This window comes from Kineococcus sp. TRM81007 (assembly GCF_022669155.1).
In the GTDB taxonomy this organism is placed as follows: domain Bacteria; phylum Actinomycetota; class Actinomycetes; order Actinomycetales; family Kineococcaceae; genus Kineococcus.
This window is the reverse complement of record NZ_JALBVB010000028.1, coordinates 56412-76698: the sequence shown is the minus strand read 5'-3', so window position 1 is coordinate 76698 and position 20287 is coordinate 56412. Positions and strand designations below refer to the sequence as shown.

Here is a 20287-nt window from a genome sequence, read left to right as displayed (position 1 = left end):
CTGACGGTTGAAGAACAGGTACAGCAGCAGCATCGGGATCGTGATCAGCAGGATGTCCATGAACAACAGGTTGTAGCTGGACAGGTTCTGGCTCTGGAAGTTGAACAACGTCAGCTGCACCGTCGCCCCCGCGTCCCCCGGCAGGAAGTACAACGGGGTCTGGAAGTCGTTGAACACCGCCACCGACTGCACCAGCACCACCGTCACCAGCACCGGACGCAGCAGCGGCAGGATCACCCGGAAGAACAACCGCACCGGCCCCGCACCGTCCAGCACCGCCGCCTCGTCCAGCTCACGCGGGATCGTGGAGATGAACGCCCGGAACAACAGCACCGTGAAGGAGATCCCGAAGGCCACCTCCACCAGGATCAGCCCCGGCATCGTGGCGAACAACCCCAGCCGCTGCAGCACCCAGATCGTCGGCACCACCGCCGGCGGCATGATCAACCCAGCCAGCACCAGGAAGTTGATCAACCCGTTGAAGCGGGTGACGCGCCGCTGCAGCACGAACGCGACCATCGAGCCGAACACCACCATCAACGTCACACTGGCCACCGTCAGCACGATGGAGTTGATGAACGCGATGACGAGGATGTAGTCGCGCGTCTGCACGACCTCCACCAGGTTCTGCCACCCCTGGAACCGGCGCGGCAGCGCGAAGCGGAACTCACCGGCCTGCTGCGCGTCCATCACCGCCGTCAGCACGATGAACACGAACGGCACGATGAACACCACGACGCTGAGCACGATCGCCAAGGCCCCGACCCCGTAGCGGTACAGCGCCGCGCGCGGGCCACCGACGCGCCCACCACCCGGCGCCGGGCCCTGCGGGTCCACCCCACCCCTGCGCCGGGACCAGGACCGGGAGCGGGAGCGGGGGTTCAACGGCCCGGCGGGACTGATCGTGGAGCTCACAGCTCGACCTCCTTGCGGGCCAGGAACCGCGTCAGCGGCAGCACCAGAGCGGTCACCGCGAGGAACAGGATCACGTTGCCGGCGGTGGACAGGCCGTAGAAGCCGGCCTGGTACTGCTTGTAGATCACCGAGGCGATCACGTCGGAGGTGAAACCGGGCCCCCCGCGCGTCATCGCCCAGATCAGGTCGAACGAGCGCAGGCCCCCGATCAGCGACAGGGTGATCACCGTGGAGGTCGCCGGCCACGACAACGGGAAGATGACGTTGCGGAACAGCGTCCACGACCCGGCCCCGTCGACCTTGGCCGCCTCGTAGTACTCCTTCGGGATCGAGACGATCCCGGCCATGTAGATCAAGGTGGCCAGCCCCACGCCCTTCCACACGTCCACCAGCGCCACCGACAGCAGCGCCAGCTGCGGATCGACCAGCCAGCCGGGCCCGTCGATGCCGAACACCCCCAGCGCGGAGTTGATCGCCCCGCGCGAGGGGTGCATCAGCACCTGGAAGGTGATGCCCACCCCGACGGAGGAGACCAGCACGGGGAAGAAGACCACCGCGCGCAGGTAGCCGCGCCCCACGATCTGGCTGGTCAGCAGCATGCCCAGCCCCAGCCCGAGCACGACCTTGGCGCCGGAGGTGACCACCGCGTAGACGAAGGTGTTGGTGAAGCCCTTCACCAGGGCCGGTTCCTGGAAGAACTGCACGAAGTTCGCCAGACCGATGAACTCGCTGTCGAAGATCGTCCAGCGGGTCAGCGCGAAGTAGAACGACGCGAACGTCGGCACCAGGAACAGCACGCCGTAGACCACGGCGGCGGGCAGGTAGAACCACCCCGGGTAGGGGCTGTGACGCTTGCCGCGCCCGCGCGCGGGGCCGGCGGTGGACGTGGACGTCGCCGGACGCAGCGTCGTCGCCATGGTTTCCTCCCTCTCGGGTCAGCTCGCACCGGCCGTCGCCGGCCGGGTCGGGGGGACGGCTCGGGTCACCAGCCCTCGAGGCCCAGCTGCCGGGCCTGCTTCTCCACGTCCTGGTCGTACAGCTCCGCGGCCTCCTGCGCCGGGCGGATGCCCGAGCCGACCTCCACGAGGATCTGCTCCAGCGCCGGCCCCTTGATCGGCGAGAGGTACTCCAGCGCGGGGCTCTGCTGGTCGTTCTCGAAGTAGGCGCTGACGTCCTTGGTCACCTGCGGGACGTCCTCGGGCAGTTCGCAGCCCTCGATCAGGTAGGGACCCGTGGGCACCGTCGTCTCGGTGAGGATGTCGCAGGCCGTCGGGGTGGCGAGGTAGGCGAGGAACTGGTTGGCGGCCTCGAACTCGTCGCCCGTGGTGCTCTTCGGCACGTACACCCCGCCCGGGAACCAGGCGGTCAGCCCGTAGGTGGCCGGGTCGTCGCCGGGCAGGGCGAAGAAGCCGATGTCGTCGATCTTGTCGGGGGCGATGCTCATCGCGGTCGCCACCATGCTCGAGAGCATGGGGTACTGGGCCCCGGTGCCGTCGAGCAGCATCCGGATGCCGTCCTCCACCTTCGCGGAGGCGAAGTCGCTGTTCTGCAAGCCCTGTTCGTGGATCTGCTGCGTGTGCTCGAAACCCTTGATCGCCGCCGGGTCGGTGGCGTACTTGGCCTCACCGGCGGTGTAGTCCTCAGCGAATGAGGGGTTGGCCGCGGCCACGTTGTGGAAGTCGCCCAGGACCAGCAGCTGCGAGGTCCAGGTGTCCTGGTAGGTCTGGATCACGGGGGCGATGCCGGCGGCCTCGATCGCCTCGCTGTTGGCGATGAACTCGGCCCAGGTCTTCGGCACCTCGAGGCCCAGCTGCTCGTAGATCTTCTTGTTGTACAGCACCCCACCGCCGAAGGCGGTGCCGTAGGGCACGCCGTACACCTCGCCACCGGCACTGACCTGCGGGACGAAGCTGTCGTCGACCTGCTCCATGTAGGGCTGGTCCGTCAGCGGCGTCAGCGTCTCCTCGGGGGCGATCTGCTGGAACAGCGAGCCGGCGTTGTAGGCGAAGACGTCGTCCATGGTGCCGGTCTGCAGGCGGGTCTTGACGAGGTTGTCGCCCTCGCCGCCCTGCGGGCGGGTCTCCACGGTGACTTCGACGTCGTCCTGGGAGGCGTTGAAGTCCTCGACGAGCGCCTCGGCCCCCAGGAGGGTGGAGGGTGCGTTGTCGACCAGGAACGTGATCTCCGTGGCGCCGCTGCTGCCCGAGCCGTCGGAGGAGCCGAGGCTGCCGGCGCTGCAGCCCGACATCGACAGCGGCAGCATCGCCAGGGCGGCGCAGATCGCCGAGCGGCGCAGGAACGTGGTCTTCACAAGGCTCTCCTCATCGAGACGGCCGCGGACCCCGCGGCGGAGCACACCGTCATTGAAGCGCTTCAGGAGGAAGCGTAGGCACGCCCCTCACCGCTCGTCAACGCTCCTGGGGGAGATTCTTGAAGCGCTTCATGCCCGCACCGCGCGGCACGTGGAGCACCGGCCGAGGTACCGGGACCTCAGGGGGCGGAGGGCCGGGACCGCCGGGCGGCCTCGTGCGCGCGACTGGGGATCTGGGTGGCGAGCTTCCCGCCGGAGACGTCGATCAGGGTTCCCGTGATGTACGAGGCCGCGTCGCTGGCCAGGAACATCAAGAGGTCGGCCACGTCGTCGGCGCTCTCCCAGCGCCGCAGCGACAGCGTGTCGAGCAGGCGGTCCTGGGCGGCCGGTTCCATCTCGGCGAAGCCGTTCATGGCCGTGGGGACCATGCCGGGGGCGTAGGCGTTCACCGTGATGTCCCACGGGCCGAGCTCGGAGGCCATGACGCGGGTGAGCTGCACCACCGCGGCCTTCGAGGCGGCGTAGGCGGCGCTGCCGACGCTGGGCACGATGGCGGCGAACGACGCGGCGTTGAGGATGCGGCCCCGCCCGGCCCGCTTCATCACCTCGGCGACCGCCTGGCTCACCAGGAAGACCCCGCCGGCGTTGACGTCCATGCACCGGCGCCACCGCTCCCAGGACAGGTCGGCCACCTGTCCCTCGACGTTGATGCCCGCGTTGTTGACGAGGACGTCGATCGTGCCGTGGCGCTCGACCACGGTGCCGACCGCCCGCTGGACGGAGTCGGGGTCCACCACGTCGCAGACCACCTGCTCGACGGCCGGTCCCGCCCCGGGAGGTTCCGCGTCCGTCGGGGTCCCCGCGTCGAAGGCCAGGTCGAGGGCGACGACCCGGGCGCCGTCCGCGGCGAAGCGGGCGGCGATGGTCCGCCCGATCCCCCGCCCGGCTCCGGTGACGACCACCACGCGGTTCGTGAGATCGAGGTGCACGACGCCTCCTCCAGCGGACATGCTGTCGAGGCATGAGCATAGTCACGGACACCGCTGCCGCACCGGACCGCAAGGTCGTCTGGATCACCGGTGGGGGCACCGGCACGGGCCGCTCGGTGGCCGCGGCCGCCGCCCGCGCGGGGTGGGGCGTGGTCCTCAGCGGCCGCCGCGCCGAGCCGCTCGAGGAGACGGCGGCCACGATCACCCGCGACGGCGGCGCAGCCCTCGCCCTCCCCCTGGACGTCCAGGACGTCCAGGCGGTCGCCGCGGCCCGCGACGCGGTCGTCGAGGAGTTCGGCCGGCTCGACGGCCTCGTCCTGGCCGCCGGCCTCAACGCGCCGCGCAGGCGCTGGGACGACCAGGACATCGCCGTCGTGCACGGCATCATCGCCACGAACCTGTCCGGGCCGGCCACCGTCATCGACGCCGCCCTGCCCGACCTGCGCCGCAGCGGGGGCGTCGTCGTGGTCGTCTCCTCCTACGCGGGGTGGACGTTCTCGCCCGGGGCCGGGGTCGCGTACTCGGCCAGCAAGACGGCGCTCGGCTCGCTGGTGCGGACCCTGAACCAGCAGGAGGCCCCGCACGGCGTGCGGGCCTGCCACCTGTGCCCGGGCGACATCGCCACCGACTTCCTCGACCAGCGCCCCGAGGTCCCCGACGAGGCCGCCCGGGCCGTCATGCTCACCCCCGACGACGTCGCGCGCACCGTCCAGTTCGTGCTCGACAGCCCGCCGCACGTGCGCGTCGACGAGCTCGTCGTCTCCCCCGTCTCCCAGCGCTGACCGTCCCCCCGCGGACACGTCCACAGGCGCGGCACAGGGCCTTCAGGGCGGGGCCCCGGGCACCCCGCCCACAGTGGCGGCGTGACCGAGGGAAGGACCACCGTGGACCAGCACGACGAGCACGACCAGCGGCAGGCGCGCACCCGGCGGGTGCTGCGCACCTACCGGGGCCGGACCCTGCCGCGCCAGGACGAGGACGTCGACGACCAGGGCCTGGCCTTCGACATCACCACCATGCAGCAGCGCGGACTCGACCGCCGCCGGGTCCTGGGGGCCCTCGGCCTGGGCGCCGCCGGGCTGGGGCTGGCCGCCTGCGGCTCCGACGCCGAGGCCGGCAGCGCCACCGCCACCACCTCCTCGGAGCTGACCGAGATCCCCGACGAGACGGCGGGCCCCTACCCCGGCGACGGTTCCAACGGAGCCAACGTGCTGACCGCGAGCGGCGTGGTGCGCAGCGACATCCGCTCCTCCTTCGGCACCTCCACCACCACCGCCGAGGGGGTGCCGACGACCCTGACGCTGAACGTCGTCGACATGGCCGGCGGCGACGTGCCGTTCGAGGGCGCCGCGGTGTACCTGTGGCACTGCGACCGCGACGGGAACTACTCCCTCTACTCGGACGGCATCGAGGACGAGAACTACCTGCGCGGGGTCCAGGTCGCCGACGCCGACGGCAGCGTCACCTTCACCAGCGTCTTCCCCGCCTGCTACTCCGGGCGCTGGCCGCACGTCCACTTCGAGGTCTACCCCGACGTGGACTCCATCACCGACGCCGGCAACGCCATCGCCACCTCCCAGATCGCGCTGCCGGAGGAGGTCTGCGACGTCGTCTACGCCACCAGCGGGTACGAGCAGTCGGTGAGCAACCTGGCGAACGTGACCCTCGCCTCCGACAACGTCTTCAGCGACGACTCCGCCGCCACCCAGCTCCCCACCGTCACCGGCGACGTCACCAGCGGGTACGCCCTGACCCTGACCGTCGGGGTGGACACCGACACCACCCCCACCGCCGGCGCGGCCCCCTCCGGGGGCGGCGGCAGGACGGGCGGGGGCGGCGCGGGCGGTACCCCGCCCACCGACCGGCCGACCTCCGCCTGAACCCGGACCCCCGGAGCGGACACCGCGGGTCGGTCAGGACGTGCCGCCGGGGGCGCCGGGCGCCTCGGGGAGCAGGGTCGTCCACAGCGCGGGGGTCCGCCCGTCGCCGATCGGCGTGTAGATCACGACCTGGAGGTCCGGGTGGTCGGCGGGGGTCAGCTGGTGGTGCTCGAAGCGCAGGTCGCCGGCGTCCGGGTGGTGGAACAGGCGCTCGCGCGAGGTGAACCCGCGCACGTCGTGGTCGGTCCAGCCGGCCTCGAAGTGCGCGCTGGCCGCGCGCAGCCGCTGCACGAGGGCGGCGACGGCCGGCTCCCCCAGCAGCGGGCCGGCCTCGGCGCGGAACTCCGCCAGGAAACGCCGGCTGTCCTCCTCCCAGCGCGGCAGCAGCTGCCGGACGGACGGGTCGGTGAACACCAGCCACAGCAGGTTGCGGTCCTCGTCGGCGACGGTGGCGATGCCGGGGTAGAGCACCGCGTAGGCGGCGTTCCACCCGGCGATCTGCCAGCCCGAGGTGATCGCGAAGGCGGGCAGCCCCACCTGCGCGTCCAGCAGCCGCTGCAGGCTGGCGGGGGCCGTGCGCGCGGCGAGGGTGGTCGAGGGCCGGGGGGCGGGGTGGCCGGCCAGGGAGAGCACGTACGCGTGCTCCGCGTCCGACAGGCGCAGGGTGCGCGCGAGGGCGTCCAGCACCTGCCGCGACGGGTGCGTGTCGCGGCCCTGCTCCAGCCACGTGTACCAGGTCACCGACACGCCCGAGAGGGCGGCGACCTCCTCGCGGCGCAGCCCCGGGCTGCGCCGGCGCGCACCGGCCGGCAGGCCCAGGTCGGCGGCGGTGAGCTGGTCGCGGCGGCTGCGGAGCAGCGCGCCCAGCTCCTGCCGGCGGGTCTCGCTGCTCACCCCCGCATCCTAGTAGCGCCACTACCAGCACCGGCGCCGTCTCCCGCCACCCGCGCGCGTGCCGCACACTGCTGCCATGCCCCCCTTGAGGTCCCGGACCGTCACGCACGGCAGGAACATGGCCGGCGCCCGCGCACTGCTGCGCGCCGCCGGTGTGGCGCGCGAGGACTTCGGCAAGCCGATCATCGCCGTCGCCAACAGCTTCACCGAGTTCGTCCCCGGCCACACCCACCTGCAGCCGGTGGGCCGCATCGTCTCCGAGGCGATCCACGCCGCCGGGGGCATCGCGCGCGAGTTCAACACGATCGCGGTGGACGACGGCATCGCGATGGGCCACGACGGGATGCTGTACTCCCTGCCCAGCCGCGACCTGATCGCCGACTCGGTGGAGTACATGGTGCAGGCGCACCGCGCCGACGCGCTGATCTGCATCAGCAACTGCGACAAGATCACCCCGGGCATGCTGATGGCGGCGCTGCGCCTGGACATCCCCACCGTGTTCGTCTCCGGCGGCCCCATGGAGGGCGGTACCGCGGTCCTCGTGGACGGCACCGTGCGCAGCCGCCTGAACCTCGTCTCCGCCATCGCGGACGCCGTGGACACCCAGGTCTCCGACGCCGACATCTCCCGCATCGAGGAGGCGGCCTGCCCCACCTGCGGGTCGTGCTCGGGCATGTTCACCGCGAACTCCATGAACTGCCTCACCGAGGCCCTCGGTCTCGCCCTGCCCGGCAACGGTTCCGTGCTGGCCACCCACACCGCCCGCCGGAAGCTCTACGAGGACGCCGGCCGCACCGTCGTGGAGATCGCGAAGCGCTGGTACGAGCAGGACGACGCCACCGTGCTGCCCCGCAACGTCGCCTCCCGCGCGGCGTTCGACAACGCCATGTCCCTGGACATCGCGATGGGCGGTTCCACCAACACGATCCTGCACCTGCTGGCCGCCGCGCAGGAGGCGGGGCTGGACTACACGCTGGCCGACATCGAGCAGCGCTCGCGCGCCGTGCCGTGCCTGACGAAGGTCGCCCCGAACGGCACCTACCTCATGGAGGACGTGCACCGCGCCGGGGGCATCCCCGCGATCCTCGGTGAGCTGGACCGTGCCGGACTGCTGAACCACGACGTCACCACGGTGCACTCCGCGTCGGTGGCGGAGTGGCTGAAGGACTGGGACGTGCGCGGGGGTTCCCCGTCCCCCGAGGCGGTGGAACTGTTTCACGCCGCGCCCGGCTGCGTGCGCTCGGCGAAGGCGTTCTCGCAGTCCGAGCGCTGGGACAGCCTCGACACCGACGCCGAGGGCGGCTGCATCCGCGACGTCGCGCACGCCCACTCCGCCGACGGCGGCCTGGCGGTGCTGCGCGGGAACCTCTCCCCCGACGGCGCCGTGGTGAAGACCGCCGGCGTCGACGAGTCGATCTGGACGTTCTCCGGCCCGGCGGTCGTGGTGGAGTCCCAGGAGGACGCCGTCGAGGCGATCCTCACCGGCCGCATCACCGCCGGCGACGTGGTGGTCATCCGCTACGAGGGTCCCCGCGGCGGCCCGGGCATGCAGGAGATGCTCTACCCCACCTCGTACCTGAAGGGCCGCGGGCTGGGGAAGGTGTGCGCGCTCGTCACCGACGGCCGCTTCTCCGGCGGCACCTCGGGCCTGTCCATCGGGCACGTCTCCCCCGAGGCCGCCGCCGGCGGCACCATCGCCCTCGTCGAGGACGGCGACACCGTCGTCGTCGACATCCCGAACCGCGTCCTGCGCCTGGACGTGCCCGAGGAGGTGCTGGAGCAGCGGCGCGCCGCCCTGGAGGCCGGCGGCGGGTACCGCCCGGCCGCCCCGCGCCCGCGGGCGGTGTCCACGGCGCTGAAGGCGTACGCCGCCCTGGCGCTGTCGGCCGACAAGGGCGCCGTGCGCGACGTCAGCCGGTTCGAGGGCGGCGCCTGAGCGCGGTGCGCTGAACGGTCCGGGCGGGCGGTCACCCGCAGCCGGGCCCCGTGCGACGGGACCCCCGCCCCTCCTCGGGCGGGGGTCCCGCGACCCGCGTCAGGCGGCGGACCAGCCGCCGTCGGAGGCGAGCACCACCCCGTTGACGTTGAACGCGTCGTCGCTGAGCAGCCAGGTGATCGAGGCCGCCAGCGCGGCGGCGGAGACCGGCGCGGTCATGGTGCCGCGGGCGCTGCCGAGGCGGGTCGGGCCGAACCGCGTGGTCACGTTCACCTCGATGCCCGTGATGGTCGGACCCGGTGCCACGGCGTTCACCCGCACCCCGTCGGGCCCGTACATGAACGCGCCGCTCTTCGTGAGCCCCACCACGGCGTGCTTGGAGGCGGTGTACGCCGCCCCCGCGGCCGAGCCGCGCAGCGCCGCCTCCGAGGCGGTGTTCACGATCGAACCCGCACCGCGCTCCAGCATCCCGGGCAGCACCGCGCGCATCAGCTTCATCGTGCCGTCGACGTTCACCGCGAACACCCGCGACCAGACCGCGTCGGTCATCTCGTGCAGCGCCGACATGTCGTCCATGATCCCGGCGATGTTCGCGAGCGCGTCCACCCGGCCACCGGCGGCGTCGAGGATCGAGGTGATCGAGGCGTCGTCGGTGATGTCGGCGCCCACCGGTGTGACGCGGCCGCCACCGTCGACGTCGGCGAGTTCCGCGACGAGGTCGTCGAGGCGCTCGGCGGCCACGTCCACGGCGACCACGTGCCCGCCCTCACGCACCACGCGCGAAGCGGTGGCGCGACCGATGCCGGAACCGGCGCCGGTGACGACGACCGTCCTGCCCGTGAAGCGGCCGGGGGTGGGACGCTCGGTCCAGGCGGCAGCCGCCTGCGGGGTGTGCTGAGCGTCCAGTTCGGTCACGGTGCTCTCCCGGTGTCCTGGTGCGGTGGGGGTGCGGGACCCCGGCGTGCTCGGCCGGGTGCAGCGGCTGCTTCAACGTAACCCACCCGGCCGCCCGGGGCGCAGCACCGTGCGCAGCGCGAGGAAGTTCACCAGGCCCACCAGCCCCGTCACGGCGTGCACGAGGAGCAGACCGCTCAGGGCGCCGGCCCCCGGGACGAGGTGGTGCCACGCGGCGAGCGCCGAGGTGCTCAGGACCAGGCCGAGGACGGCCGCGGCGCCGCCGACGCCGTGCCCGCGGAACCAGGGCGTGCCCGTCCCGCCCGGGAAGGTGAACCGGCGGTGCATCTCGTTGGCCACGAGGGTGGAGACCACCGTGGCGGACACGTTCACCGCGGTGACGTGGAGCGGCGTCCAGGCCCCCAGCAGCAGGAACACCACCGCGTGGGCGAGGTTGCCGACCAGCCCGGCGACCACGAAGCGCGACAGCGCCCGCGTCTGCGAGCGCCGCGGGGCGGTGGGTGCGGTGAGCGGCGAGCCCGTCTCCCGGTCCGCGCCGGCTGCGGGCGCCGCGGCGACCCGCTGCCGCGGGGCAGGCACCACCGGGGTGGACGGCGGGGGGACGCGGGTGGCGGTGGGCACGGCTCCAGCCTGGCGCGCCGGGGGGTGTCGGCGCGTCCTCCCCCGGCACGGTCCTCACCTGCTCCCTGGGCGGTACGCGGCGGGTCGCCGCCTCCCCCGATCGGGGTGGCCGGGCCCCGCCCGCGGGTTCAGCGGGAGTCGTCGCCGTCGGTCCGGGGGAGGACGTGCTGCGGCTCCTGCTGGACCTCGCCGGTGACCCTGGTGCGTTCGGCCGCGACCGGTGGTGCGCCGCCGGCGGCGGCGAGCCCTGCGATGAGGGCGGCGAAGGTCAGCGTGGTGGCGGTGGTGCGCACGGGGGTCCCCCTGGTGACGTCGCTGTCGGGCGCTCGTGCAACGAACGGGGCCGGTCGTCTTGTTCCGCCCGGCCCCCGTGCCGGTGGGGGCCGGGCGGGGGCGGCGTCACGGGTGCAGCGCGGTCGCCGGTCCGGGCCGGTGCACGCCGCGGGGGCGGAAGCCGAGCAGGTCGGCGAGGCCGGCCAGGTCGGCCAGCAACCAGGTGAGGGCCAGCCACATCTCGGTGCCCTGCAGGCCCGGGGTGCGCCCGGCGCGGAAGGGGAAGCCCTGCCCGTCGCGCCAGTGCCCGAGGGCGTCGGCGAGCAGGCGGCGGGCCAGCGCCACCACCTCGCCGCGGCGGTGGGTGCTCTGCCGCCCCGCGAGCCACAGCGGGTGCGCGACGTCGAGGACGTTGCAGGCGTCCTGCCGGTCCGGGGCGAACCAGCGCGCCTCGGCCGCGTGCGCGAGCACGGTGTCCACGACCCGCTCCGGGTACGGGAGCGGCACGTCGAACTGGGCGTAGGTGCCGCGGGACGCGCGGTAGAAGCCGTTGACGACCTGCAGCGCCCCCTCCCCGGGCGGTGGGCAGCCCCACGTCCCGGTGCGCGGGTCGGCGCGGGTGGTCAGCCACCCGAACAGGGCGGGCAGGGTGCCGGGGACCCCGGGGGCACCCAGGTCGAGGTTCCAGCGGAAGGCGGTGCCCACCGCGTCCACCCAGGCTCCGGCACCCCACGCGTGCTCGCGCCACGGGAGGGCGTCCAGGGCGCCGACGAGGCCGGCGGCGTCCATCTCGGCGACCGCCCGCACGGGGTGCTCGAAGCGGGCGCCGTGCAGGTGGAGGGCGTAGCCGACGGACAGGACGTGGTACGCGACCTCGCCGTCGGCGAGGTCCGGCGGGGCGGTGACCGGGTGGCCCGCGCTGTCGAGGGGCGGCACGAGCCCGGTGCGCTCGTCCTGCCGGGCGCGCAGGCGGGCGAGCTGCTCCTCGAGGGGCAGTTGGGGCGGGGCGCCGTCGAGCAGGAGGGCGGCGACCTCCAGGGCGTCGCACTGCGCGCGCACGGTGGGTGCGGCGCCGGGGGTGTCGGTGAACTGGCCGCCGGGCAGGTCGGGACGCCAGCAGCGGGCGAGCACGTCGCCCGCCTGTGCCCGGGCGCGGGCCGCGAAGGCGGTCAGCCGCCCGGCCAGCTCGTCGCCGGCCGCCGGTCCGGAACCCCCCTGGGCGGGGGGTGGTACGCGCCAGCGCAGCACCCGGGCGGGGTTGCCCCCGACCACCGCGCCCGCGGGCACGTCCTTGGTGACGACCGCCCCGGCCGCCACGACGGCGTGGTCGCCGACGCGCACCCCGTCGAGGACGACCACGTGCGAGCCGATCCACACGTCGTCGCCGACCACGATGCCCTTCGAGGTCAGCGGCTGCCGGTGCACCTCGGTGCCCGGTTCCATCCCGTGGTTGAAACCCAGCAGCGAGGTGTGGGCACCCACCCGCACCGCGTCGCCGAGCTGGACCGGTCCGCGCACGACGGAGAAGGCGTTGAGGCTGCAGTCGCGGCCCGTCACGACGTCGCCGGTCAGGTGGGCGTGCGCGGCGACGTAGCTGCGGTCCCCCAGGACGAGCCGGTCCGCCTGCACGGCGGCCAGTTCGCTGAGGAAGCAGTCCGTCCCGAACGACCACCGGGGGTTCTCGGACGTCGCCCACCGCTGCAGCTGCGCCTGGTGCGCGCGAGCGTCACCGGTGGCGTCGCGCCAGAAGCCCCACGGCGAGTGGTCGTGGTGGTGCCGGTCGAAGACCCGCGTCGCCGTGGGCGGTTCCGCCGCGACCGCACCGGTGCCGGACGGGGAGGTGGTCACGGTGTCCCGCCGCGCAGCCAGGACACCTCGCGCCGCAGCAGTTCCCGCCGGGAGGGGCTGTCGTAGGAGCGGGTGCCGTGGCCGAGCCCGTCGTACAGGACGCGGCCCGGGCCGGGCGCCTGCCACACCACCGGGTGCTCGACGCCCTCGTGCTCGGTGGTGAGCAGGACCCGCGTGCCCGGCTCGGGCTGCAGCAGGCAGTAGCGCTCGTCGAACGCCTCCACCGGGTCCAGCCCGGCGACGACCGGGTGGTCCTCACCCGGCACGGGGCGGAAGACCGCGGGCCCGATGGGCGGGTGCATCGACAGGCCGGGGACCCACCGGCCGCCGATCAGCCCCGCCCAGCCGGGGGCGTCGGTGAACGTGTTCGCGGCCTGGTGCAGGGCCAGCAGCGGCACGCCGTCCTCGGCGACGAGGGCGGCGAGCCGCGCGTGGAACGGCGCCCACCGCTCGTCGCCGCCGTCCCAGTCGGGGTCGGCCCGCCCGGTACCGGCGACGACGACGAGCAGGGCGAGCCCGGTCGCGTCGTCGAGCGCGGCGGGGGCCGTGCCGCGCACCTCCGGTTCCAGGCCGGCCGCGGCCAGTTCGCCGGCGACGCGGTGCCCGGTGGCCGCGTCGTCGTGCCAGCGGTCCTGGTAGCGGCCGCGGCCGACGAGCACCAGGGCCTTCGTGGTCGGTGTCGTGTTCACGTGGCGATCCTCACCCTTGCCGGGACCGGCCGCAGGCTCCACCGGCTGTTCGCCCACACCACGTGCAGCAGCGGCGCGGCGGCCAGGCCCAGGCCCAGCGCCGGCCGGGACGCCACGGCGGCCGCGAGCAGGGCCAGGACGGCCAGGGACAGCAGCGTGAAGGGCCAGCGGCGGATCGCGAGCCAGACGGCGGGCCGCACGAGGTCGCGCACCCGGGCACCGGGCCGTTCGGCCAGCCCGACGGCGGCGAGCACGGCGACCGCCACCGTCAGCAGCCCCACCACCGTCAGCAGCGGCAGGGTGAGCGCACCCCACGAGGTGCCGGCCAGCACCACCGCGTCCACCCCGAGCACGACGAGCACGGCGCCCGCGCCCAGGCCGAGCGGCACCGCGCGGCGCAGCGAGCGCGCCCACGCCCGGGCGAAGGTCCGCAGGACGGTCGTCGTGCCGTCGGTGGAGAAGGACGCGAAGACGGTGGCCGCGGCCGCCAGCGCCGGCGCGCCCAGCCCACCGGCGAGCACGGTCAGCAGCGGCCAGCCGGCGCGCACGTCCGGCACGACGACGAGCGCGGCCAGCAGGGGGCCGAGGGCCGCGGCGAGCGCGAGGTTCGTCGCGAGGGCGACGTACACGACGCCGGCCACGTGCAGGTACGTCTCGTGGGACACCTTGTGCACGGCGCGTCAGCCCTTCATCCCGCTGGTGGCGATCCCCTGGATGAAGTACCGCTGCCCCAGGAGGAAGACCACGAGGATCGGCACGACGGAGATGACCGAGCCCGTCATGATGAGGGCGTACTCGGCGTCGTACTGCCCGATGAACTGGCGCAGGCCGATCTGCACCGTCCACAGGTCGTTGCTCGTCAGGTAGATGAACGGCCCCATGAAGTCGTTCCACGTGTTGACGAACGTCAGCAGCGCCAGGCTCGCCAGGGCCGGCACCGACAGCGGCAGCATGACCCTGCGGTAGATGCCGTACTCGGACAGGCCGTCGATGCGCGCGGCTTCCACGAGCTCGTCGGGCACGGACATGTAGTACTGGCGCATGAGGAACACGCCGAAGGCGCTGAACGCCTGCAGCAGGATCAGCGCGGTGAACGTGTTCACCAGGCCGGCCTTCTGCATGAGGATGTACTGCGGGATCATGTAGGCCTGCCACGGCACCGCGATCGTCGCGATGTACGCCAGGAACAGCCCGTCGCGGCCGGGGAAACGGATCTTCGAGAACCCGTAGGCGGCGAAGCTGCCGGTGAAGACCTGCAGGAACGTGATGACGACCGCCAGGAAGGTGGTGTTCCGCAGGTAGGTGAGCAGCGGGACGCGGCTCCAGATCTCCGTGAAGTTCTCCCAGTGCAGCTCCCGCGGGATCCACTGGATCGGCACGGTGAAGACCTGAGCGTTCGTCTTCAGCGACGAGGACACCATCCAGGCGAAGGGCACGAGCAGCAGGGCGGCCAGCACCGTCAGCAGCGCGTACGCCAGCGGGGTCGCCCACGGACGGACCGGCCGCGCCCGGCGCCGGTCGGGTCCGGGGGTGGTGGGCGGCACCGGTGCGGTGGTGCTGGTCCGGGGTCCGAGGATGCTGGCCATCACGACTCCAGCCGCTTGTTGCGGGTGTACTGCGCCACGGTGACCGCGAGGACGAGCAGGAACAGCGCCAGCGCGACCGCCGAGGAGTACCCGAACCGGCCGTTGACGATGCCCTCGCGGTAGATGAGCTGGGACAGCACCAGGGTGCTGCGTCCCGGTCCGCCGTCGGTCATGACGACGATGAGGTCGAAGACCTTGAAGCTGCCGATGGTGAGCATGATGAGGACGAAGAACGTCGTCGGCCGCAGGCACGGCAGCGTGACGTTGCGGAAGCGCTGGAAGGCGTTGGCGCCGTCCACCTTCGCGGCCTCGTGCAGCTCCGGCGGGATGGTCTGCAGCCCGGCGAGGAACAGGATCATGTAGTAGCCCATGTCCTTCCACACGCCGGTGAGGATGACGGCGGGCATCGCCCACGACGGGTCCGACGTCCAGCCCGGCGGGTCCTCGAGACCCAGCGTCAGCAGGAACTGGTTGATCGGGCCCTGGGTGGGGTTGTAGAGCATGTTCCACACCACGGCGACGGCGACGATCGAGGTGATGTACGGGAAGAACGCCGCGGTGCGGAAGAAGGCGACCCCGCGCAGCTTGCGGTTCAGCGCCAGCGCCAGCAGCAGGGACGCCGCCATCGTCAGCGGCACGTGGCCGACGGTGTAGTAGACCGTGTTGAACAGGGCGACCCGGAAGTTCCCGTCCTGCACGAGCCGGGTGAAGTTGTCCAGGCCGGTGAACTCGGGCGTGGAGTACGCGTTCCACTTCGTGAAGGCGATCCCGAAGGTCGCCACCACCGGCACCAGGGTCAGCAGCGCGAAGCCGGCGAAGTTCGGCAGGATGAACGACCAGCCCAGCAGGGTGTTGCGGCGCACCTGGCTGCGGTTGGAGTACGTGGTCGCCGACGGGGGCGCCGGCCGCGCGACCGGGGGTGCGGGTGCGGCCATCAGCCCACCTCGTTCTCGACGCGCTCGGCCATGTTCTCCAGGGTCTCGTCGATGGAGGCGGAGCCGGTCATGATGAGCTGGTGCTCCTCGGTGAGGACCTGCTCGACCTGGGCGGTCGTCGGCCCGACCGGCATCTCCAGGGCGACCTCGTCGGGCGCGAGGGCCTCCTGGGTGAGCTCGTCGGTGGGGATGCCCTCCAGGGCGAGGTAGGCGTCCTTGATCTCCTGGCTCTGCAGGGCGGGGAGGATGCCGGTGGCCGCGACGGCCCGGGCGCCCTCCTCACCGGCGGCCCACTCCAGGAAGTCGCGGGCGGCGCCGGAGTGCTCGGCGTTGCGGTTCACGGCGAAGGCCGTGGGGCCGCCGAAGGTCACCGTCTCGCCGCCCGGCTCGGGCTGCGGCATCGGGGCGATGCCCCACTCGACGTCGGTCTCGCCGGCGGCCTGCGCCTGCAGCAGCGCCGAGGTGAACCAGGTGCCCATGGGGACCATCGCGGCCTGCTCGGTCGTGAACATCGTGCGGTAGGTGACCTGCTGGGTCGTGGCGGTGCTGTAGTCGAGGGTGGCGCCCGACTCCTGCAGCTCCAGGGCCCGCTCGTAGTACGGGGCGAAGAACTCGTAGCCGTCGCTGCCGAGCTGGTCGCCACCGGTCTGCGCGGCGGCGATGGCCCCGACCGCGGAGCGCCACGGCTGCGTGAACGTCCCGAAGGTCTTGGTGCCCTCGGCGGGCACGATGCCCGCCGCGGCCGCCTTCTCGGTGATGCGCTGCGCCAGGTCGACGTACTCGTCCCAGGTGAGGTCGGCCGGGTACTCCTCGCCCACCGCGTCGAAGATGCCCTTGTTGTAGTAGGTCACCCAGAAGTCCTGCCGGTACGGCAGGGCGAAGTACGAGCCGTCCTGCTCGTAGGCGTCCAGGCCGCCCAGGTCGGTCGCGCCCTCGGCGAGCTCGGTGACGTCCTGGAGCTGCCCCGCGGTGGAGAACTTCGAGTAGTCCATGAGGCTCTTCACGGCGATGACGTCGGTGGAGTCGCCGCCGGCGAGCATCGTCGTCACCTTGGTCGGGTAGTCGTCGGCGAGGATGTCGACCGGCTCGATCGTGACGTTCGGGCGGGCCTCCTCGTAGGCGTCGAACAGGGCCTGGAACTCGGGGGTGCCCGCCAGGTTCCACACCGACACCGTCAGGGTGACGGGCTCGTTCGGGTCGAAGGGCTCGTCCTGGGCCGCTTCGCTGCCGCCGCCGCAGCCGGCGAGCAGCAGGCTCGCCGCCGTCGTGGCGGCCAGGGCGTGCAGAGTCCTGCGCTTCATCGCGTCTCCTCTCGTCCGACGGTTCACTGGTCGCCGTCGGTGTGCGTCGACGGGACGTCCGCGTCCCCGTCGTCGGGCAGCGCCACGCTCGTGCGCGCCCCGTCCGCCCACGTGACGTCCACGTGGGCGCCCTCCCCCCGCTCGAGGCGGGGGGTCCTGCCGGCCCCGGCCGGGGACCCGGCCAGGGCGACCGCGGCGGCGAGCCACGTGCCGGCCCGCACCGGGGCGCTCAGCACGGGCACCGCCGCGTGCGCGCCCAGCGGTGACGCGTCCTCGCGCCGCACCACCTGCGCACCGCCCGCGCCCTCCAGGGCGACGAGCGTGGACGTGAGCCGGTCGGTTCTCACCGTCGCGGCCGGCGCGCCCTCCGGAGCACCGGCCGGTGCGGCGACCTCGCCGGCCGGGGGTTCCGCCGCCGCGAGCGCCCACCCGCCGACCTGCACCTCCACGGCCTGCTCGGCGGGGTCGTCGACGCGCACGAAGCGCACCTCCCACGCCCCGCGCACCAGGGAGACGGTGGTGACCGTCCCGGCGGGCGTGGCCGTGCCGCGCAACCCGTAGCCGTGCCTCGCGTCCGCTCCGGGTTCCAGCCAGTGCGCCTGCGCGCGCGAGCCGGCGACCAGGGCCGCGGGGGCGTTCCCGCCGCCTCGCGTCCGCACCTCGCCGGTGCCCGGCAGGGTGGTGAAACCCGCGCGGTGCGAGCGGCGCCCGGCGGCGTCGACGAGCACGACGGACTGCTCGAGCGGTTCGCGCCAGGCGTTCGAGTCCAGCAGCGGGCCCGTGGCGGTCGAGTAGCCCAGGCGCGCGTACAGCGGGGAGTCCCCCACCTCGTCGCCGGGCCTGGCGTGGTCGGTGCCGTGGTTCGTCACCCGCACGACGCCGTCGGCGCGCGTCGTCGTCACCAGCCACCCGGCCGCGCGCACGGTGCGCGCGGTGTCGGCGACCTCGACCGGCAGGGGTTCGTCCTCGGCGGTCCACACGGGGTGCTCCGCCGGCAGGGCCAGGCCCAGCAGCCCCTTGCTGGCCCAGTACGGCGAGCCGGGTCCGGAGTACGCCTGGGAGAGCTGCCGCCACTCGCCGTGCCAGCCCTGGGTGAGCAGACCGCGCTCGTCGGGGACGCCGTTCTCGTCGAAGTGGCCGACGACGGCGGACGCGGCGCGGCGCAGCAGCCCGGGGCGGATCGAGGGGACCTCGGCGAGGGCGCCGACCCAGAACGGTGCGGCGGCGGCGAACCGGTAGGTCAGGCTGCGGCCCTGGACCAGCGGGGAACCGTCGCCGCCGACGAGGTGCACGGCGTCCTGGAGGAACCGGTCCAGCCGGGTGCGGTCCGCGGCGCGGCGAGGCGCGGCGAGGTCCGCGGCGCCGGCCATGCGCGCCCACAGGGTCGGGTACAGGTGCAGCGCCCAGCCGGCGTAGTGGTCGTAGGAGCGTTCCGCCCCGTCGCAGATCCACCCGTCCTCGCGCAGGAAGGTGTCGTGGGTGGCGAGGTCGTCGGCCATGTCGTCGAGGGAGTGGGGGCCGCCCACCGAGCGCAGGAACGTCTGCACGACCAGGCGGAACCACACCCAGTTGATGCGCGGGTACGTCTGGTCGCCCACGGCGGGGGCGAGCCAGTCGACGACCTGCTCCTGCACGCGGGGGTCGAGCCTGTCCCAGATCCAGGGGCGGGTGAGGTCGAGCACGAGGGCGATCGAGGCGGCCTCGACCTTGGCCTGGCCGTGCTCGGGCAGGCGGACCCAGCGGTTCGGGCCGTGCGGGTCGGTGCCGGCGGTGATGCCGGCGGCGTACCACTCGGCCAGGCCGAGGGGGTCCTCGCCCCGATCGCCGGCGAGGCGGAAACCCGCGGTGAGGAACGTGCGGGCGAAACCCTCCAGGCCGTCGACGTCGGTGCCGTACCCGCCCGGCCCGCCGGGCGGGGTGATGCGGGCGTGGTCCGGGGAGGCGTGCGGGCGCACGGCGAGGAGGAGCCCGTCGGCGAACTCCGCCCACCGCGCCCGGTCCCAGCCGCGGCCGGCGCCGGCGGTGCGCACCGCGGTCCCCGCGGTCCGCGCGCTCACGCGCTCACCGCCGTCGCCTCGGCGGTGACCGGTGCGCTCAGGGGCCGTCCCGCGGCCCACGCCTCGAGCTCGTCGAGGGCGTGCTGGGCCAGGCGCCGGGTCTCGGAGCCGAGGGAACCGGCGACGTGCGGGGTCACCAGGACGTTCGGCAGGTGCAGCAGCGGGTGCCCGGCCGGCAGGGGTTCGGGGTCGGTGACGTCGAGGATCGCGTCGACGTGACCCGCCGCGCAGGCGACGAGCAGCGCGTCGTGGTCGACGAGGCAGCCGCGGGCGGTGTTCACCAGGGTGGTCCCGCGCGGCACCAGCGCGAGCTCGCGCGCGCCGATCATGTGCCGCGTCTCCGGCAGGGCCGGCGCGTGCAGCGAGACGATGTCCGCGCGCCGCAGCGCGTCGTCGAGCTCGGCGGCCTCGCCACCGGCGGCGCGCACGGCGACCGGGTCGGCGTGGGGGTCGACGACGAGCACCGCGGCGGTGTCCAGGATGCGCAGCATCTCCACGACGCGCCGCCCGATCCGCGAGAAACCGACGACGACGACGGTGCGGCCGCGGTTCGAGAGGTCCTCCCGGTGCAGCACCTCGTGCCACGCCGCCGGCAGGGTCCGCCCGTCCGCGGCGAGGAAGGGCACCTTCTTGCCGGCCATGATGATCGCCGCGAGCGTGTACTCGGCCACGGGCACGGCGTTGACGTCGGCGGCGGTGCTCACGGCGATCCCCCGCCGGAACACCTCCTCGTCCACGAGGCCGCGGACGCTGCCGGCGGCGTGCAGGACGGCGCGCAGCCGGGGGGCCCGCGCGAGGCGTTCCGGGGTGAGGGCGGGAGCTCCCCAGGAGGTGAGCAGCACGTCGGCGCGGGCGAGCCGCCGACGCGCCGCGGGGCTGTCGAGCTCCGCCGTCCAGACCGGTTCGTCGACGTCGGCGAGTTCCGCCAGCCGCTGCAGCTCCGCGTGGTGGAACTGCAGCGCGAAGGTGCGCTGGTCCATGACCAGCAGCGCGTGGGGTCGGTCGGGAACGGGCACGGCGGTCCTTCGTCGTCGGAGGTCGGTGCGCCGGCGACGTCGGTGCGGTGGGGCCGCTGCGCCGGGGAGGAGATCGATCGAGATCGCTTCTGTGCGACACGTCGAGTCAACTGCGCTCGTT

Annotated in this window: 19 protein-coding genes; 3 read left to right on the top strand and 16 right to left on the bottom strand. The window is 73.6% G+C overall.

The genetic code is table 11. From position 1 onward, the window contains the following. From MN205_RS02215 to MN205_RS02200, 4 genes are all read right to left on the bottom strand, one after another. Nucleotides 1–780, bottom strand: a 780-nt coding sequence (locus tag MN205_RS02215) for a carbohydrate ABC transporter permease (protein WP_374115813.1), incomplete at its 3' end; no start/stop codon positions are given. Nucleotides 781–911: 131 nt separating this feature from the next. Continuing rightward, a complete protein-coding gene (locus tag MN205_RS02210) occupies nucleotides 912–1832 on the bottom strand; it encodes a carbohydrate ABC transporter permease (protein WP_242123899.1) in 921 nt (306 codons plus the stop codon). A gap of 65 nt (nucleotides 1833–1897) precedes the next feature. Then, nucleotides 1898–3226, bottom strand: a complete 1329-nt coding sequence (locus MN205_RS02205; RefSeq protein WP_242123896.1) for an ABC transporter substrate-binding protein — start codon at nucleotides 3224–3226, stop codon at nucleotides 1898–1900. A 179-nt stretch (nucleotides 3227–3405) separates the two neighbouring features. Continuing rightward, a complete protein-coding gene (locus MN205_RS02200) occupies nucleotides 3406–4215 on the bottom strand; it encodes an SDR family NAD(P)-dependent oxidoreductase (RefSeq protein ID WP_242123894.1) in 810 nt (269 codons plus the stop codon). A gap of 32 nt (nucleotides 4216–4247) precedes the next feature. On the opposite strand from MN205_RS02200, the gene MN205_RS02195 reads away from it, so the two are divergent. Next, nucleotides 4248–4997 carry an SDR family oxidoreductase gene (locus MN205_RS02195; protein WP_242123892.1) on the top strand — a complete coding sequence of 250 codons (750 nt, stop codon included), beginning with the start codon at nucleotides 4248–4250 and terminating at the stop codon, nucleotides 4995–4997. A gap of 150 nt (nucleotides 4998–5147) precedes the next feature. Beyond that, a complete protein-coding gene (locus MN205_RS02190; protein WP_374115812.1) occupies nucleotides 5148–6095 on the top strand; it encodes an intradiol ring-cleavage dioxygenase in 948 nt (315 codons plus the stop codon). Between the two features lie 33 nt (nucleotides 6096–6128). Here the strand turns inward: MN205_RS02190 and MN205_RS02185 are convergent, their stop codons facing one another. After that, the gene (locus tag MN205_RS02185) at nucleotides 6129–6989 is read right to left on the bottom strand and encodes a helix-turn-helix transcriptional regulator (RefSeq protein WP_242123889.1); all 861 of its coding nucleotides are present in this window, start codon (nucleotides 6987–6989) and stop codon (nucleotides 6129–6131) included. A gap of 76 nt (nucleotides 6990–7065) precedes the next feature. Between MN205_RS02185 and ilvD the strand changes: the two genes are divergently transcribed. Beyond that, the gene (gene ilvD, locus MN205_RS02180; protein WP_242123887.1) at nucleotides 7066–8925 is read left to right on the top strand and encodes a dihydroxy-acid dehydratase; all 1860 of its coding nucleotides are present in this window, start codon (nucleotides 7066–7068) and stop codon (nucleotides 8923–8925) included. Between the two features lie 99 nt (nucleotides 8926–9024). On the opposite strand, the gene MN205_RS02175 is transcribed toward ilvD, so the two are convergent. From MN205_RS02175 to MN205_RS02120, 11 genes are all read right to left on the bottom strand, one after another. After that, nucleotides 9025–9840, bottom strand: coding sequence for an SDR family NAD(P)-dependent oxidoreductase (locus MN205_RS02175; protein ID WP_242123885.1), 816 nt, complete (start codon nucleotides 9838–9840; stop codon nucleotides 9025–9027). Nucleotides 9841–9912: 72 nt separating this feature from the next. Next, nucleotides 9913–10461 carry a GtrA family protein gene (locus MN205_RS02170; protein WP_242123883.1) on the bottom strand — a complete coding sequence of 183 codons (549 nt, stop codon included), beginning with the start codon at nucleotides 10459–10461 and terminating at the stop codon, nucleotides 9913–9915. Between the two features lie 128 nt (nucleotides 10462–10589). Beyond that, nucleotides 10590–10754: a hypothetical protein gene (locus MN205_RS02165; RefSeq protein WP_242123881.1), complete on the bottom strand. Its 165-nt coding sequence runs from the start codon at nucleotides 10752–10754 to the stop codon at nucleotides 10590–10592. Nucleotides 10755–10860: 106 nt separating this feature from the next. Then, nucleotides 10861–12582: an acyltransferase gene (locus tag MN205_RS21150; RefSeq protein WP_308220221.1), complete on the bottom strand. Its 1722-nt coding sequence runs from the start codon at nucleotides 12580–12582 to the stop codon at nucleotides 10861–10863. Continuing rightward, nucleotides 12579–13271 (bottom strand): ThuA domain-containing protein, encoded by a 693-nt coding sequence (locus MN205_RS02150; RefSeq protein WP_242123879.1) that lies wholly within the window; start codon nucleotides 13269–13271, stop codon nucleotides 12579–12581. The genes MN205_RS21150 and MN205_RS02150 overlap by 4 nt, the downstream gene beginning before the upstream one ends. After that, a complete protein-coding gene (locus MN205_RS02145; protein ID WP_242123877.1) occupies nucleotides 13268–13936 on the bottom strand; it encodes a hypothetical protein in 669 nt (222 codons plus the stop codon). The genes MN205_RS02150 and MN205_RS02145 overlap by 4 nt, the downstream gene beginning before the upstream one ends. A gap of 15 nt (nucleotides 13937–13951) precedes the next feature. After that, nucleotides 13952–14857, bottom strand: a complete 906-nt coding sequence (locus tag MN205_RS02140; RefSeq protein WP_242123875.1) for a carbohydrate ABC transporter permease — start codon at nucleotides 14855–14857, stop codon at nucleotides 13952–13954. Then, on the bottom strand, nucleotides 14857–15792 hold the full coding sequence (locus MN205_RS02135) for a carbohydrate ABC transporter permease (RefSeq protein WP_242123873.1): 936 nt from the start codon (nucleotides 15790–15792) through the stop codon (nucleotides 14857–14859). The genes MN205_RS02140 and MN205_RS02135 overlap by 1 nt, the downstream gene beginning before the upstream one ends. Continuing rightward, complete coding sequence (locus MN205_RS02130; protein ID WP_242123871.1) at nucleotides 15792–17093, bottom strand: sugar ABC transporter substrate-binding protein; 1302 nt, start codon at nucleotides 17091–17093, stop codon at nucleotides 15792–15794. Before MN205_RS02130 ends, MN205_RS02135 begins: the two co-directional genes overlap by 1 nt. Nucleotides 17094–17116: 23 nt before the next feature. Next, on the bottom strand, nucleotides 17117–19150 hold the full coding sequence (locus MN205_RS02125) for a DUF2264 domain-containing protein (protein WP_242123868.1): 2034 nt from the start codon (nucleotides 19148–19150) through the stop codon (nucleotides 17117–17119). Beyond that, entirely contained in the window at nucleotides 19147–20130 is a 984-nt protein-coding gene (locus MN205_RS02120) for a hydroxyacid dehydrogenase (RefSeq protein ID WP_255817623.1), read from the bottom strand. Before MN205_RS02120 ends, MN205_RS02125 begins: the two co-directional genes overlap by 4 nt. Nucleotides 20131–20287: the final 157 nt, after the last annotated feature.

Excerpts from the sequence above, each read along its gene's own strand:
- MN205_RS02120 (WP_255817623.1), bottom strand. The coding sequence starts at position 20,130 with ATGGACCAGCGCACCTTCGCGCTGCAGTTCCACCACGCGGAGCTGCAG.
- MN205_RS02135 (WP_242123873.1), bottom strand. The coding sequence starts at position 15,792 with ATGGCCGCACCCGCACCCCCGGTCGCGCGGCCGGCGCCCCCGTCGGCG.
- MN205_RS02195 (WP_242123892.1), top strand. The coding sequence starts at position 4,248 with ATGAGCATAGTCACGGACACCGCTGCCGCACCGGACCGCAAGGTCGTC.
- MN205_RS02210 (WP_242123899.1), bottom strand. The coding sequence starts at position 1,832 with ATGGCGACGACGCTGCGTCCGGCGACGTCCACGTCCACCGCCGGCCCC.
- MN205_RS02140 (WP_242123875.1), bottom strand. The coding sequence starts at position 14,857 with ATGGCCAGCATCCTCGGACCCCGGACCAGCACCACCGCACCGGTGCCG.
- MN205_RS02130 (WP_242123871.1), bottom strand. The coding sequence starts at position 17,093 with ATGAAGCGCAGGACTCTGCACGCCCTGGCCGCCACGACGGCGGCGAGC.
- ilvD (WP_242123887.1), top strand. The coding sequence starts at position 7,066 with ATGCCCCCCTTGAGGTCCCGGACCGTCACGCACGGCAGGAACATGGCC.